This window comes from Bacteroides sp. An279, from assembly GCF_002159615.1.
GTDB lineage: Bacteria > Bacteroidota > Bacteroidia > Bacteroidales > Bacteroidaceae > Phocaeicola > Phocaeicola intestinalis.
Genome location: NZ_NFJA01000034.1, coordinates 21,197 through 35,960 on the forward strand (window position 1 = coordinate 21,197; position 14,764 = coordinate 35,960).

Consider the following 14,764-nt stretch of genomic DNA (forward strand, 5'->3'; position numbering starts at 1 on the left):
TAAAATCTGTGTAATCTGTGGTAGTAAAAATAAAATCAATGATTGTGCGTATGTGCGGGGATGGCATTGCTTGCCGAAGCCAGTTTTACATGAATGGCACCTTCAGTCACCAGCCGGTCGCCTTCTTTCAGCCCCGAAAGGATTTCTACATGCGTGCCGTCGTCCAGCCCCGTCTTTACCTCCTGTTTCCGATAGCACTCGTCATCCATCTGCACGTAAACGAACTTTACGCCCTGTTCTTCGGTAAGTGCCGAAAGAGGGACACTGATCACCCCTTCACGCCCGTCCGACAATAGCCAGACTTCGACAAAGGCTCCAGGAAGCATCTCGCCACGGTTGTCAAACTCGAACGTGACGGGGATATAATAAGAAGTGTCGCCGGTGGACTTGCCATACGAAAGCAGACGTCCGCCCAGCGAATCGAGCCGATAGACACGCTCATCATACGAAGTGCGGAAATTGGCGGAAGACACCTTGCGCAATGTCGGATAATAACGCTCCGATACATCGGCACGCAACCTCAACCGTCGTGTCTGGGTAATCGTCAGCAAGGGCTGGCCTACGGTCACATAATCCCCCTCTTTCACCAGGCAAGACTTCACATAACCCGAAATGGGTGCCTGCACCGATACGCCCTTTCCGTCATGGCTGGGCGAAAGAGCTTCGTAAGCAACACGGGCATTTTCATAAGCTTCTTTCAGCACATTAAAGTCTTTTCTCGAAACTATCTGGCTATCTACCAGTTTAGAGGCACGTTCGTATTCGTCCTTGGCGGTTTCGTAAGCGATGCGTGCACGGTTGACGGCATCCCCGTCCTGAATACGACTTCCCGACACGTTCAGCACGGCATTTCCGGCTGCTATACGCATGCCTTCCGTAAGCGGGCGCACAAACGAGACGACTCCCGCCGTACTTGCCACTACCGCCGCCTCATCGCCCTGCACGGCAAGTATCTGTCCGCTGGCAGGGATAACTTGGCGGAACGTGCCTGCCTTTACGGTTTCTACTTTCACTCCTGCCGCCTTCGCTTTCTCCGGAGCTAATACAATCTCTCCCGAAGCTCCGTGTGCAGCTTCTTCCTGATGTGTTTCTTCCTCGTGTCCGTGGGCGTGCTTCTCTCCTCCCCCACACGAAGCCAGTGCCAGCAAGGCAAAGGCTCCCATCCATAAACTTTTTGTTCTGTTCATATCTGTTTCTGATTTTATCCGTTTGTTTTTACGCGGCAAAGATACCGCATCCCTAAGGCAACTAAGTTGCATTTGTTCTACTATAATAAAATCAGCAAACAGGGGGAGCACGCAAGCCCGTATTGCAGGCTACATCCTGCGTGTGCAGGTTCTCGATGTACATCCCGTCGGAAAGCAAAGCCGCTTCGGGCATGTACACCAAGTGCAACAAGTAAGCAAATGTATAAAGAAAGGAATAAAATGTATAGTCGGGAGCCACTGTATCCTGATGATGTCCGGTCGTGGCACACTGGAAATGCGTAACACATCCCACCGTACATGTATGGCGGTCACCATCGCCTTCGTGGTGCATGCCAGCCGTATTACAATCCTCACCCGCACAAGTAGCCAGGTCGGCATGCAAGCAAAAAAGCTCCGAATGGTGATGATGAGGGAAAACGGAAGCTATCTGCATCACCATGCAGACTAACAAAAACCAATGTGTTATGTATTTCCGTTTCCTTTTCATCTTCTTTTTCACCACAGATAATATACAACTGGAAAATATTTTTCTTGTATTTCTTCTCTGCCCCGATTATGATTATTTATTTTGTGTACCCTGTGGTGAGACCGTAACCAGCACTTTGTCAATGCGTGCACCGTCCATATCCACAATTTCAAGATGGAAGCCGTTCCATTGCAACGTTTCGCCACTGGTAGGAATATGTTGCAACTGCTGGAGAATCAATCCGCCCAGCGTATGATATTCGGCATTCTCAAACAAGTCCTGACGGTCGAAATAACACAAAAAGTCATACAATGCACATTGTCCGTCAACCAGCCATCCATCACCTGATACACGTTTTATAATATCCGGTTCCTCACCCGGAGCATCCATCGTCCCTACCAGACCTTCCAGAATATCGCGCAAGGTAATAATACCTGTGCACACACCGAACTCGTCACACACCAGCGCACGACTGATTTTGCGCGCCTTCATCTGCTCAAGTGCCTTGTATACATTCATACTTTCGTGGAAAAAAACAGCCTCGTGAATAAGCGCTTCCAACTTAAAATCAGGCTCGTAAAGGTGCAATACCAAGTCCTTCAGGTTTACTATGCCTTTCACGTGATCCAGGTCGCCTTCGGCTATCGGATAAAATTCGTACAGCTTCTGGCTCAGCAACTTCTTCACCTCATCGGCTCCCATATCAGTATCCAACCATACGATATCACTCTTGTGCGTCATAATCGAACTTACTTTCAGGTCGCCCAACAAGAACACACGTTGCATGATATCCTGTTCCACCGGCTGCACCTCACCATCTTCAGTTCCCTCCTGAATGATGGATTTTATCTCTTCCTCAGTCACCTTGTTGTCTGCTTCCTTAATACCCGACAGGTTAAATATCAGTTCCGTACTTTTCGAAAGAAGCCATACAAAAGGCAATGCCAGCGTAGAAAGCAAATTCATCGGACGCGAAACAGTCTTTGCAGCCTGTTCGGCAATGCTTAACCCAATGCGCTTAGGAACCAGCTCACCAAAAATAATGGTCAGATACGTGACAATCACTACAATGATTCCCTGCGCCAAAGTAGCAGAATAGTTCACAGGTATACCCCACGAAACCAAAATATCCGAAAAATCGCTCGCTATTTTATTACCCGAATAAATACCAGTAAGAATACCGATGAGGGTGATGCCGATTTGTACCGTCGAAAGGAAACGGTCGGGGTCGTTTGCCAGCTTGAGCGCTACACCGGCAGCCTTGCTTCCCTTTTTCGCATCTGTAGAAAGCCGAGTTTTTCGGGCTGATATTAATGCCACCTCGGACATGGAAAAAATACCGTTAAGTACTATCAACCCGACAATTATAAGAATTTCGTCCATAAAAATATAAAAGTGTTTCCGGGCGGCAAATATAGTGGAATGTTCAATGATAGAGAAAGAGAAACCAAAGTATTAAATAGTTTTAACAAAAGCACCAACAAATACAAACTCCTATCCTGAAAACTACTTTGAATTTACCGTGTGCTGATTTAGAATGAGCTTTTGAGGCGTTTTAGCTGGTATGGTGAAGAAAATAGCGGATTATCTGACGAAAAGCAGAAGCGAAGATGACCCAAAATTCGCCCACAAAAAACACATTCATAAAACCAATATCCCCAAAAGTATGTAAAAACAAACGCAAATTACAAAGGCGGAATACCTACTTTTGGGGATTGCAGCACAAAAGCAGACTCCGTACCTTTGCATCGTAATTAGAATCATTAAAAATAACAATAAAAAAATGACAAAACACTGCGTCCTCACATTAATTTGCTTATTAATGTGTTCTCTCACTGTTTCGGCACAAAAACGAGCCATGCTGTCGGGAAAAATCATTTCGGCAGAAGATAAAAGCATCATCGACTTCGCCACCGTTTATCTGAAAGGCACCAGTTATGGATGTACCACCAACGAACGGGGCATCTATCATCTGAAAGCTCCCGCAGGTACCTATACATTGGTAGTTTCCGCCATCGGATTTGAGACATTCGAAGAACAAATCACCTTGAAAAATGAAGAGCGTACCCGGCAGACCATCGTGCTAAAGACTGCTACACACCAACTGGATGAAGTGGTAGTAGTATCCAACGGGGTGAGCCGTGTGCAGAAATCGGCATTCAACGCCGTAGCACTGGACACACGGGAGCTACACAACTCCACCAAAAGCCTGAGCGATGCCCTGACCCAACTGCCCGGACTGAAACTGCGCGAATCGGGAGGCGTAGGCTCAGACATGCAACTGATGCTGGACGGTTTCTCAGGCAAGCATGTAAAAATATTCATCGACGGAGTACCTCAGGAGGGTGCTGGTACAGCATTCGACATCAACAACATACCGGTAAACTTTGCCGAACGTATTGAAGTATATAAAGGTGTGGTCCCCGTAGGCTTCGGTACCGATGCTTTGGGAGGAGTCATCAATATTGTGACCAACAAGCGTCGCCGTAGCTGGCATCTGGACGCTTCGTACTCGTATGGATCATTCAATACGCACAAATCATACATCAACTTCGGACAAACCTTCCGCAACGGACTGATGTATGAAATAAACGCTTTCCAAAACTTCTCGGACAACGATTACTACATCGACAACTATATTACCGAATTCGGCGATGATGGCATAACAGAAAATACCGACCGCAATAAAATCTATCACGTACGCCGCTTCAACGACCAGTTTCATAACGAAGCCATCATCGGGAAAGTGGGTCTTGTAGACAAAAAATGGGCAGACCGCCTGATGCTGGGTTTCACCTTCTCTAATTTCTACAAAGAAATACAGACAGGTGTATACCAGTATATCGTCTTTGGTGAGAAACACCGCAAGGGACACTCGTTCGTTCCTTCACTGGAATACAGCAAACGCAATCTCTTCACCAAAGGACTGGATGTGATGCTGACCGCCAACTATAATCATAACATTACAAATAACATCGACACCGCCACATATAAATACAACTGGCTGGGAGACCGCAAGTTCACCGGAAGTCATGGCGAACAGTCGTATCAAGACAACGAATCAAAGAATACCAACTGGAACGGAACCTTTACCGCCAACTACCGCATCGGAACGGCACATACATTTACGTTGAATCACGTCTTGAGCACCTTCCGGCGCACCACCCGTTCGTATGTAGACGGGAGTTCGAAGATTTCCGACTTCAGCATACCTAAAATCACACGCAAGAATATCACGGGCCTCTCATACCGCCTGATGCCTACAGAAAAATGGAACTTCTCAGCTTTCGGGAAATATTACAACCAGTATAACCAAGGCCCGGTATCGCAAAGCGAAGACGGTGTAGGCAATTACATCGACATGCACAGGCATACCAGCGCATTCGGATACGGAGCCGCCGGCACATACTTCATCATCAAAGGGCTCCAGGCAAAGCTTTCGTATGAAAAAGCATACCGTCTGCCTACCACCGATGAGCTATTCGGCGATGAAGACCTGGAAGCCGGTAAAACCGATCTGCGTCCCGAAAAAAGTGACAACGTGAACTTCAACCTCAGCTATAACCGACAGTTCGGCAAGCACGGCATCTATGTGGAAGGTACGCTGATTTACCGCGACACGAAAGATTATATCCAACGCGGACTGAGCACCGTAAGTGGAATGAGTTACGGCATCTACGAAAATCACGGACGGGTGAAGACGAAAGGTTTCAACATATCGGCACGTTACAATTACTCCCGCTGGTTCTCATTGGGAGGCACATACAACAACATCAACGTACGTGATGATGAACGTTACACTGCGGAAAATACCCAGCAACAAAGTGCCACGTACGGCCAACGTATGCCGAACCTCCCATATGTTTTTGCCAACTTCGATGCCACCTTCACATGGCACGACCTTTTCGCCGAAGGCAATGTACTTACCATATCGTACGACGGATACTACCAACACGAATTCCCTTTATATTGGGAACGCTTTGGCGACCCTTCTACCAAGAGTCGAGTACCCGAACAGCTCTCACATAACCTGAGCATCGGCTATTCGATAAAAAACGGACGGTACAACCTCTCACTGGAATGCCGGAACCTGACGGACGAAAAACTTTACGATAACTTCAGCCTCCAAAAAGCCGGCCGTGCCTTTTACGGCAAATTCCGCGTATACTTCGGAGGATAATGACTGGAACAGAAATTATTAAACTTAAATACAAACAAGGATGAAGAAAAAACATTTCTCATGGGCACTGATGGCTGCCCTCTCTTTCGGCTGTATCTGTACTACAGCTTGCAGTGATGACGAAACCGTACAAACCGAAGAACCGGATCCTACGCCCGACCCTAATCCCGATATCCCTACAGACGAAACCCTCAGCCGTTTCGTAATTGTGGCAGAAGCAGGTCAAGGCTCCAACACAGCAACTTACCTCGTAACGTCCGAATCGCTGGACGAAGGTCAAGTGACGGCTTTGGGCAACGGATACGAGACCGAAACAGCCTCCAACTGGATATTCTATCGCGAAAACTACCTGTTCAGCTTCCAATACAACGATGGAAATAACGGAACCGGTTTCTCCTTTAAGCTGAACGATGCCGGCAATGTAGTGGAAGACCGCCAGTACACATTCAACCGTACGACAACATACGGCACGTGGGGAGACAATGTAATAACCGCCTCTACCAATGCCGGCACCGCCGAACAAGACAACGAAGGCAATTATGCCTATTATCTGCAATTCAATTACCTGAGCGTACTGGACGGAAGTACCGTTACCGGAAGCCGTATTGCCGAAAACTTCCTGGGTAATGGTGAACGGGTAAGTTTTGCTGGCTTTGTAGAAGCAAACAACCGCCTTTACACATCAGTAGTTCCCATGGGGATGAGCCACTATGGCGTAAATACCTATCCCGAATATATCGTAGACCCATCGTATGTGGCAAATGGAAGCGGAGGAAGCGGTTCGGGACAATATACCGCTGGAATGATTCCCACAACCCAGTATCCGGACAGTGCTTTCGTTGCCATTTATAGTGGAGACGATTTCAACGAGACTCCTGTCATTGCCCGTACCGGTAAAATCGGTTTTGCCAGCGGACGTATGCGCTCTCAATACTACCAGACAATTTGGGCAGCAGACAATGGCGACCTCTATGTATTCTCACCGGGTTACGGACGTACTACCACCACACCGGTAACCAATAACGACGGTACCCAGTTCAACCGCGTGCAAGGTCAGCTGCCTTCGGGAGTAGTGCGTATCAAAGCAGGCGAAACCGTATTCGATGATAACTATTACGTAAATCTGGAAATGCTGGGAAACAAAAACCCAATGTTCCGTTGCTGGCACATCACAGACGATTATTTCCTGCTTCAAATGTATAGCGAAGGAGCCGAAAATATGAGTGGAACCAGTGCTCCACGCAATGAATTGGCTGTATTCAAAGGCGAAGAAGGCACACTGACCGTAGTAACCGGCTTACCCGATGCCAATACACTTTCCAGCATCGGCACCCCGTGTAGCGACAATGGATACGCCTATATCCCCATCGTAACGACCAGTTCCGAAAACAGCCAGACCATTTACCGCATCGACCCCACTACAGGCGTGGCTACAACCGGCCTGCAAGTAAATGATGTCATATCTGTATCGGCATTAGGAAAGCTCTCAAAATAACGGAATAAACCTTTTCACCACAGAGGAGACACAGAGTAACACAAAAAAAATGAAAAGCTCTGTGCGCCTCTGTGATTAAGATAAGTGATACGACTGACTTACTTATGTGAAACGCCCGAGTCACTTATGTGAAACGGCCAACGCACTTATGTTCATCAAAACGCATGCTTGAACCAACTCTCTATTCTATTATGATGACATCTACAATAGGCACATTGTAATTCATCCCTGTAGCGATCTAAACATCTGTACACAATGAGAAAACTTTTTGCAAAACTCCACCTTTGGCTCTCGCTCCCTTTAGGCATCATCATCAGTATCATTTGTTTATCGGGAGCAGCTCTGGTATTCGAACGGGATATTACCCAGGCACTTCAACGTTCGCTTTATACCGTTGTTCCTCCTTCAGAAGATGCCCAGCCTCTCTCTCCTTCCCAACTGGCAACGCACATCCAAGCACAAGTGTCCGACTCGCTCCACCTTTCTTCACTTCTGCTTTCAGCCAATCCGCACGAAACAGCTTTTGCCTCATTCCGCGAAACAGGCCGGAAACAGCTTAGTGTCAATCCCTATACAGGGGAAGTACTGGGCTGGACCCAATCGTATCCCCTCTTCCAGACCATGCGTAAACTACACCGTTGGCTGCTGGACCCACCTGCCTCGAAAGGCGAAAAGTCAGTAGGAAAAATCATTGTAGGAATCACCACACTAGTGATGGTATTTATCCTGATAAGCGGACTCATCATCTGGATACCTCGCACACGCAAGGCACTGAAAAACCGCCTCAGCGTGTCGTGCACCAAAGGTTGGCGCCGTTTCTGGTACGATAGTCATGTGGCAATAGGATTTTATAGCACTCTTTTCCTGCTTGTAATGGCACTCACCGGACTCACGTGGTCTTTCGGCTGGTACCGCACGGCTGCTTATTCGCTCTTCGGCGAAACGCCCTCTTCCACACAAGTACGTCACACAGACAAAGGCAAAGACAGGTCCCGCAAAGACGAAGTGAAAATCACTTGGAAAGATGCAAACGCCTCCGCCCCACAAAGCCTGAAAGGATGGTTTTATGCCTTCCATACCGGAAGCTGGGGAGGAATAACCACCAAAATACTTTATTTTCTTGCCGCGCTCTTTGGAGGTATCCTCCCTTTAAGCGGATATTATTTATGGTGGAAACGGACACGCCGGCGAGAAAAATCCCAAATCCGCAGAGATTAACATCGCAGACCGAATCATATTTCCAAGATGTATCCGGTATCTCATTTTTTTATCTTATCTTTGTCGCCGGAACAACAATACACATCGTATGAAGCGAATCATTTTAACTTCCCCCGACAAGATATACGGCAACATCACGTTGCCTTCCTCGAAAAGCATCTGCAACCGTGCACTCATTATCAACGCACTGGCACAAGCTTTCTCGAAACCGGAAAACCTTTCTGATTGCGATGACACACGCGTGATGATACATGCCCTGCAAGAAATGCCTCCGGTTATCGATATCGGGGCTGCAGGCACTGCCATGCGCTTCCTGACCGCTTTCCTGTCTGTACATCCGGGCACACACATACTGACCGGAACCCAACGTATGCAGCAACGACCCATCGGCTTACTGGTCAATGCCTTACGTACACTGGGAGCAGACGTGGAATATAGCGGGAACGAAGGCTATCCACCTTTGCGCATTACGGGACGCCAACTGATAAACCATGATGTTACGCTACCGGGCAACGTCAGTTCGCAATACATTTCTGCCCTACTGATGATTGGTCCTGCCCTGAAAAACGGACTCACACTCAACCTGACAGGAGAAATCATTTCCCGTCCGTATATTGACCTTACCCTGCACTTGATGAAAAGTTTCGGTGCAAAAGCCGGATGGGCAAATGAAAAACAACTCTATGTCGAACCTCATCCTTACGAAGCACCCTCATCGTATTACGTGGAAAGCGACTGGAGCGCTGCATCATATTGGTATGAAATCTGTGCCCTCGCGCCCGAAGCACAAATAGAACTTCCGGGGCTGTTCCGGCAAAGCCCGCAAGGAGATGCATACGTAGCCCACCTTTTCTCGTCGCTGGGTGTCAAGACACAATACCTTGACCACAAAGTAGTGCTACAAAAAGAAGGCAAACCGGTATCGCAGATGACATACAATTTCATCAACCAGCCTGACTTGGCACAGACGTTTGTGGTGACCTGCGCTTTACTGAATATCCCTTTCCGGTTCAGTGGACTGCAAAGCTTGAAAATCAAAGAAACCGACCGTATAGCCGCCTTGATGAAAGAAATGAAGAAACTGGGCTATGTGTTGACCGAAACTGACGGCTGTATCTTGGAATGGAACGGAGAACGGTGCCCTTCCGACACGTCCCCCTGCATCGACACATACGAAGACCACCGGATGGCAATGGCTTTTGCTCCTGCCTGCATTCCACTAGGGAAATTATCCATCAACAACCCGCAGGTAGTGAGTAAATCATATCCTCACTTCTGGGACGACCTACAGGCGACTGGATTCACCATCAACGGGAAAAACTGACTATGGGAATACTCCTTATTATATTGGCAGGCGTCATCCTGTTTGGACTGGTAGCCGGATATTTCTATAACCGGAATCTACACCGGAAAATTGCACGAGGAGAACTGAAAGAAGCCCCACCTGTGGTTACGGTGGATAGCGAATGCTGCGGACAACACGCCGTATGTGAAAAAGAAAGCCTCCTGGCCGCCGTAAGCCGACAAATAGAATATTACGATGACGAAGAGCTGGACCGCTTCAAAGGACGTCCGGCAGACCAATATACGGCAGACGAAACGGACGAGTTTCGCGATATTCTTTACTCAATGCAGGAAGAAGATGTAGCGGGATGGAGCCGTAGCTTGCAATTAAGGGGTATCAATCTACCCGACGAACTGAAAGATGAATTGTTTCTCATTGTGGGAGAAAGAAGAAACAATGCAATAAACAACTAAAATCAAGTACCGGGTTCTTTTGTTTTTGAGTTGGTAAGTTTATAAGCTACAGGTATGCTTCGGCCTAAAGACTCAAAGACTTACGGACGAACAAACTCATTTGCTTATGATGGATTTACTACAATACACTTTTTTCCAACATGCCTTGTTGGGAAGCCTGTTTGCCAGCATTGCCTGCGGTATCATCGGCACCTACATTGTCACACGCCGGCTGGTATTCATCAGCGGAGGTATCACTCACGCTTCGTTCGGAGGCATCGGCATCGGACTTTACACCGGTATCCCGCCCATACTTGCCGCCGCCATTTTCTCAGTACTCTCTGCATTCGGAGTAGAATGGCTCAGCAAGCGAAGCGATATGCGCGAAGATTCTGCCATTGCCGTATTCTGGACATTCGGAATGGCTATCGGCATCATTTTCAGCTTCCTTGCCCCAGGATTCACGCCCGACCTTTCATCGTTTCTTTTCGGGAACATCCTGACCATCACACAAGGAGATATCCTTTTGCTAGGCATACTAAGCAGTGTGCTTACCCTATTTTTCGCCCTTTTCCTGCGCCCCATCGTAGCCATTGCGTTCGATCCTGAATTTGCCCGTTCACAGCGGATGCCCGTCACATGCTTCGAATACATTCTGATGATGTTCATTGCCCTTACCATCGTATCTTGCTTGCGCATGGTGGGCATCGTGCTGGCAATCTCACTCCTCACCTTACCCCAGATGACCGCTAACCTGTTCACATACAGATTCAAGCACATCATTTGGCTTTCCATCGGCATCGGATATATCAGTTGCCTGGGAGGGCTAATCCTCTCCTACCACTATCAGATACCATCAGGAGCATCCATCATTTTTGTGTCCATCTTATTCTATGCACTCGCAAAGTTGAGCCGTATGAGATACAAGCTACGAAAAAATCATTAACTTTGCAAAAAGTTTATCCAACAAGTATATGAAAATAACGATTACAGACCTCGAGCATATCCATGAAGCGGCAAAAGCTTTCATCGCCGCTATGGGTGACAACACTGTGTTTGCTTTCTACGGCAAAATGGGAGCCGGAAAGACCACATTTATCAAAGCTGTTTGCGAAGAACTGGGCGTGACTGATGTCATCAACTCACCCACATTCGCCATCGTAAACGAATACCGTTCGGACACCACAGGCGAACTGATTTACCACTTCGACTTCTACCGTATCAAAAAGCTGGAAGAAGTATACGATATGGGTTATGAAGACTATTTCTACAGCGGTGCCTTGTGTTTCATCGAATGGCCTGAACTGATAGACGACTTGCTCCCGGGTGATGCAGTGAAAGTCCGAATCGACGAATTGGAAGACGGAAGCCGAACGGTCAGCATCGACGCCGAAGCATAATATCGACATCACAATGGCCGTACATTATATCATACAAGCCTTGTTTGTGCTGGTGGGTATGCTCGCCCTGCTGGCAGCATTGTTCAACTGGGATTGGTTCTTCACCGCACACAATACCCGTTTCATCGTGGCCAATGCCGGAAGGAAGCGGGCACGCTTGTTTTATGCCGCTATCGGCCTGTTAATGATAGCTACGGGAATATTTTTCTTTCTGTCAATAAAAGGATGCATCTGATTACAATCACACAAATGCCCCGATTAGAAGATAATCCTCTCCGTCATTGAAGATAATCTGCATAATTTAGATACATTTGCCCCGATTCTCTTACGGTTTTATTTCCTTATTTCCTTTTTTTTATTTACATTTGCTCTATACATTAACAATAATTCAAACAGAAGCGTTATGAACGAGCATTTTGTAATCAATCTTGGTCGACAATTAGGGAGCGGCGGAAAAGAAATCGGAGAAAAACTGGCAAAAGACCTTGGCATCGCCTTTTACGACAAAGAACTGATAAACCTCGCATCAAAAGAAAGCGGATTATGTAAAGAGTTTTTCGAGAAAGCCGACGAAAAGGCTTCGCAAAGCCTGTTAGGAGGACTGTTCGGAACACGGTTCCCCTTCATTACCGAAGGAGCTTATCCTTATAATTCGTACTTGAGCAATGACTCTCTGTTCAAAATCCAAAGCGATGTCATCCGCCACCTTGCTGAAAAACAATCATGCCTCTTTGTAGGACGATGTGCCGACTATGTATTGCGTGACCATCCGCGATGTGCCAACGTCTTTGTATCAGCCTCCCCCCAAGCACGCATCGAGCGCCTGACCAAACGACTGAACATCAGCGAAGAAAAAGCAGAAGAAATTATGGAAAAAGCCGACAAGAAACGCTCTTCCTACTATAATTATTATAGCTACAACACATGGGGAGCCGCCGCGACATACCACCTTTGCATCGACTCGTCAGTACTGGGAATCGACGGAACAGTCGATTTCATCAGGCAATTCGTCAAGCTGAAACTGCAACTCCCATAAATAACAATGACCACCATCGGACTCTTATCAGACACACACGGCTATTGGGACGGACGTTACCTGAAATATTTCGAACCGTGTGACGAAATATGGCATGCAGGAGACATCGGTTCCCTGGAAATCATACAAAAGCTGGAAGCTTTCCGTCCGTTACGTGCCGTGTATGGCAACATCGACGGACAAGACATCCGTCTGCGCTTCCCCGAAATCAACCGGTTTACCATAGATGAAACAGATGTACTCATCAAGCACATCGGAGGATATCCCGGGAAATATGACCCGTCGGTACGGAATATTTTATCAACCCATCCTCCCCGGTTGTTCATCAGCGGCCACTCGCACATCCTGAAAGTGAAATATGATTCCAAGCTGGGACTGCTGCACATCAATCCGGGTGCTGCCGGCAAGTATGGCTTCCATACAGTACGCACTTTGGTACGCTTCCGTATCGATAAAGGTAATTTTTCTGACCTGGAAGTAATAGAATTAAACGAATAATGCTTGCTTGATTGAAAAATCTTTCCGAAATTTGCACCGCTTAAACAAAGTAACATTATGAAAACCTATTTAGTTACAGGAGCAGCCGGATTTATCGGTGCTAATTATATAAAATACATTCTTGCTAAACATGAAGATATACGGGTAGTCGTATTGGATGCTCTGACATACGCCGGCAACTTAGGCACTATTGCCAAAGATATAGACGACGATCGTTGCTATTTCATCAAAGGAAATATCTGCGACCGCAATCTTGCCGACCAGTTGTTTTCTGAATACAAATTTGACTATATCATCAATTTTGCAGCAGAGAGCCACGTGGACCGAAGCATCGAAAACCCACAACTTTTTCTACAGACCAACATTTTAGGAACACAAAACCTACTGGATGCAGCCCGCTGTGCATGGGTGACCGGTAAAGACGAACAAGGCTATCCGACGTGGAGGCGCGATGTACGTTTCCATCAGGTGTCCACCGATGAAGTATATGGTTCATTGGGAGATGAAGGCTTCTTTACCGAAGATACCCCATTATGTCCGCACAGCCCGTATAGTGCATCAAAAGCCAGTGCAGACTTCATCGTCCTTGCCTATCGTGACACTTACAAAATGCCTGTAACCATTACACGATGCTCGAACAACTACGGTCCTTACCAATTTCCAGAAAAACTGATTCCATTGGTAATAAAGAACATACTCGAAGGCAAGAGACTGCCGGTATATGGAAAAGGTACGAATGTACGTGACTGGCTGTATGTAGAAGACCATTGCAAAGCCATTGACCTCGTAGTATGTCACGGGAAAAACGGAGAAATATACAACGTAGGAGGGCACAATGAAAAACAAAACATCGAAATTGTCCGATTAATCATTGGCACTATTTACCAGATAATGGAAAAAGAACCCGACTACCGGAAGATGCTGAAGAAAAAAGAAACGAACGAAAACGGACAAATCAAAATTGATTGGATAAACGAATCACTGATTACTTTTGTCAAAGACCGTCTGGGTCATGACCAACGTTACGCCATCGATCCATCAAAAATAACTCATGACTTGGGGTGGGTGCCCGAAACCAAATTTGAAGACGGCATTGTCAAAACCGTGAAATGGTATCTGGACAATCAGGAATGGGTAAAAAACGTAACAAGCGGAGATTACCAGAACTATTACGAAAATATGTACAAAAATAAATAGAATTTTCAAACCGGGGGATTCTACAAATAAATGTCCGCCATTAGCCAATCCGTCTGAGTTGAAAACGCAGTAGTACTGCATCTGCCGATGAAGATATATTCGTAAGCCGATGAAGTATATATTCAACCGCGAATGCAGTATATATGCATTTTTTAGGGATATGCATTGGCTGTTGGCGGACATTTATCCATTTTCTGCAAATTGACTGTATTAAGAAGCCGTTTTGAATTTCTCCAAAAAGTTTTTCTTGGCTTGATGTATCCGTTTTCGTGCGTGCTTTGGGCGATTTTTTGGTCCTTTCCGCTCCTGTTCTTCGTCAGATAGCCCGC

General features: G+C 46.8%; 14 protein-coding genes. 11 read left to right on the forward strand and 3 right to left on the reverse strand.

What is annotated here, in order from left to right; genetic code table 11:
• Nucleotides 1-35 precede the first annotated feature (35 nt).
• From B5F78_RS07930 to B5F78_RS07940, 3 genes are all read right to left on the reverse strand, one after another.
• Nucleotides 36-1,163, reverse strand: a complete 1,128-nt coding sequence (locus tag B5F78_RS07930) for an efflux RND transporter periplasmic adaptor subunit (RefSeq protein WP_087406445.1) — start codon at nucleotides 1,161-1,163, stop codon at nucleotides 36-38.
• A 115-nt stretch (nucleotides 1,164-1,278) separates the two neighbouring features.
• Nucleotides 1,279-1,695, reverse strand: a complete 417-nt coding sequence (locus B5F78_RS07935; protein WP_225226360.1) for a DUF6769 family protein — start codon at nucleotides 1,693-1,695, stop codon at nucleotides 1,279-1,281.
• 72 nt (nucleotides 1,696-1,767) lie between these two features.
• Complete coding sequence (locus B5F78_RS07940) at nucleotides 1,768-3,057, reverse strand: hemolysin family protein (RefSeq protein ID WP_022038871.1); 1,290 nt, start codon at nucleotides 3,055-3,057, stop codon at nucleotides 1,768-1,770.
• 400 nt (nucleotides 3,058-3,457) lie between these two features.
• On the opposite strand from B5F78_RS07940, the gene B5F78_RS07945 reads away from it, so the two are divergent.
• From B5F78_RS07945 to rfbB, 11 genes are all read left to right on the forward strand, one after another.
• Nucleotides 3,458-5,854, forward strand: a complete 2,397-nt coding sequence (locus B5F78_RS07945; protein ID WP_204429560.1) for a TonB-dependent receptor — start codon at nucleotides 3,458-3,460, stop codon at nucleotides 5,852-5,854.
• A 40-nt stretch (nucleotides 5,855-5,894) separates the two neighbouring features.
• On the forward strand, nucleotides 5,895-7,349 hold the full coding sequence (locus B5F78_RS07950) for a DUF4374 domain-containing protein (RefSeq protein WP_087406447.1): 1,455 nt from the start codon (nucleotides 5,895-5,897) through the stop codon (nucleotides 7,347-7,349).
• Nucleotides 7,350-7,604: 255 nt separating this feature from the next.
• Nucleotides 7,605-8,567, forward strand: coding sequence for a PepSY-associated TM helix domain-containing protein (locus B5F78_RS07955; RefSeq protein ID WP_087406448.1), 963 nt, complete (start codon nucleotides 7,605-7,607; stop codon nucleotides 8,565-8,567).
• An 88-nt stretch (nucleotides 8,568-8,655) separates the two neighbouring features.
• Complete coding sequence (locus B5F78_RS07960; RefSeq protein WP_022038875.1) at nucleotides 8,656-9,891, forward strand: 3-phosphoshikimate 1-carboxyvinyltransferase; 1,236 nt, start codon at nucleotides 8,656-8,658, stop codon at nucleotides 9,889-9,891.
• A 2-nt stretch (nucleotides 9,892-9,893) separates the two neighbouring features.
• On the forward strand, nucleotides 9,894-10,325 hold the full coding sequence (locus tag B5F78_RS07965) for a phospholipase (protein ID WP_087211684.1): 432 nt from the start codon (nucleotides 9,894-9,896) through the stop codon (nucleotides 10,323-10,325).
• A 109-nt stretch (nucleotides 10,326-10,434) separates the two neighbouring features.
• Complete coding sequence (locus B5F78_RS07970) at nucleotides 10,435-11,250, forward strand: metal ABC transporter permease (RefSeq protein WP_087406449.1); 816 nt, start codon at nucleotides 10,435-10,437, stop codon at nucleotides 11,248-11,250.
• A 28-nt stretch (nucleotides 11,251-11,278) separates the two neighbouring features.
• Nucleotides 11,279-11,704, forward strand: coding sequence for a tRNA (adenosine(37)-N6)-threonylcarbamoyltransferase complex ATPase subunit type 1 TsaE (gene tsaE / locus B5F78_RS07975; protein ID WP_022038878.1), 426 nt, complete (start codon nucleotides 11,279-11,281; stop codon nucleotides 11,702-11,704).
• A gap of 13 nt (nucleotides 11,705-11,717) precedes the next feature.
• The gene (locus B5F78_RS07980) at nucleotides 11,718-11,939 is read left to right on the forward strand and encodes an immunity 17 family protein (RefSeq protein WP_022038879.1); all 222 of its coding nucleotides are present in this window, start codon (nucleotides 11,718-11,720) and stop codon (nucleotides 11,937-11,939) included.
• Between the two features lie 168 nt (nucleotides 11,940-12,107).
• Nucleotides 12,108-12,740, forward strand: coding sequence for a cytidylate kinase-like family protein (locus tag B5F78_RS07985; protein WP_087211689.1), 633 nt, complete (start codon nucleotides 12,108-12,110; stop codon nucleotides 12,738-12,740).
• A gap of 6 nt (nucleotides 12,741-12,746) precedes the next feature.
• Nucleotides 12,747-13,238, forward strand: coding sequence for a metallophosphoesterase family protein (locus B5F78_RS07990; protein WP_022038881.1), 492 nt, complete (start codon nucleotides 12,747-12,749; stop codon nucleotides 13,236-13,238).
• 57 nt (nucleotides 13,239-13,295) lie between these two features.
• Nucleotides 13,296-14,435, forward strand: coding sequence for a dTDP-glucose 4,6-dehydratase (rfbB, locus tag B5F78_RS07995; protein ID WP_022038882.1), 1,140 nt, complete (start codon nucleotides 13,296-13,298; stop codon nucleotides 14,433-14,435).
• The last annotated feature ends 329 nt before the right edge of the window (nucleotides 14,436-14,764 follow it).

Coding starts and splice junctions, on each gene's coding strand:
- B5F78_RS07990 (WP_022038881.1), top strand. CDS start 12,747: ATGACCACCATCGGACTCTTATCAGACACACACGGCTATTGGGACGGA.
- tsaE (WP_022038878.1), top strand. CDS start 11,279: ATGAAAATAACGATTACAGACCTCGAGCATATCCATGAAGCGGCAAAA.
- rfbB (WP_022038882.1), top strand. CDS start 13,296: ATGAAAACCTATTTAGTTACAGGAGCAGCCGGATTTATCGGTGCTAAT.
- B5F78_RS07945 (WP_204429560.1), top strand. CDS start 3,458: ATGACAAAACACTGCGTCCTCACATTAATTTGCTTATTAATGTGTTCT.
- B5F78_RS07960 (WP_022038875.1), top strand. CDS start 8,656: ATGAAGCGAATCATTTTAACTTCCCCCGACAAGATATACGGCAACATC.
- B5F78_RS07970 (WP_087406449.1), top strand. CDS start 10,435: ATGGATTTACTACAATACACTTTTTTCCAACATGCCTTGTTGGGAAGC.
- B5F78_RS07940 (WP_022038871.1), bottom strand. CDS start 3,057: ATGGACGAAATTCTTATAATTGTCGGGTTGATAGTACTTAACGGTATT.
- B5F78_RS07950 (WP_087406447.1), top strand. CDS start 5,895: ATGAAGAAAAAACATTTCTCATGGGCACTGATGGCTGCCCTCTCTTTC.
- B5F78_RS07935 (WP_225226360.1), bottom strand. CDS start 1,695: ATGAAAAGGAAACGGAAATACATAACACATTGGTTTTTGTTAGTCTGC.
- B5F78_RS07965 (WP_087211684.1), top strand. CDS start 9,894: ATGGGAATACTCCTTATTATATTGGCAGGCGTCATCCTGTTTGGACTG.
- B5F78_RS07980 (WP_022038879.1), top strand. CDS start 11,718: ATGGCCGTACATTATATCATACAAGCCTTGTTTGTGCTGGTGGGTATG.
- B5F78_RS07930 (WP_087406445.1), bottom strand. CDS start 1,163: ATGGGAGCCTTTGCCTTGCTGGCACTGGCTTCGTGTGGGGGAGGAGAG.
- B5F78_RS07985 (WP_087211689.1), top strand. CDS start 12,108: ATGAACGAGCATTTTGTAATCAATCTTGGTCGACAATTAGGGAGCGGC.
- B5F78_RS07955 (WP_087406448.1), top strand. CDS start 7,605: ATGAGAAAACTTTTTGCAAAACTCCACCTTTGGCTCTCGCTCCCTTTA.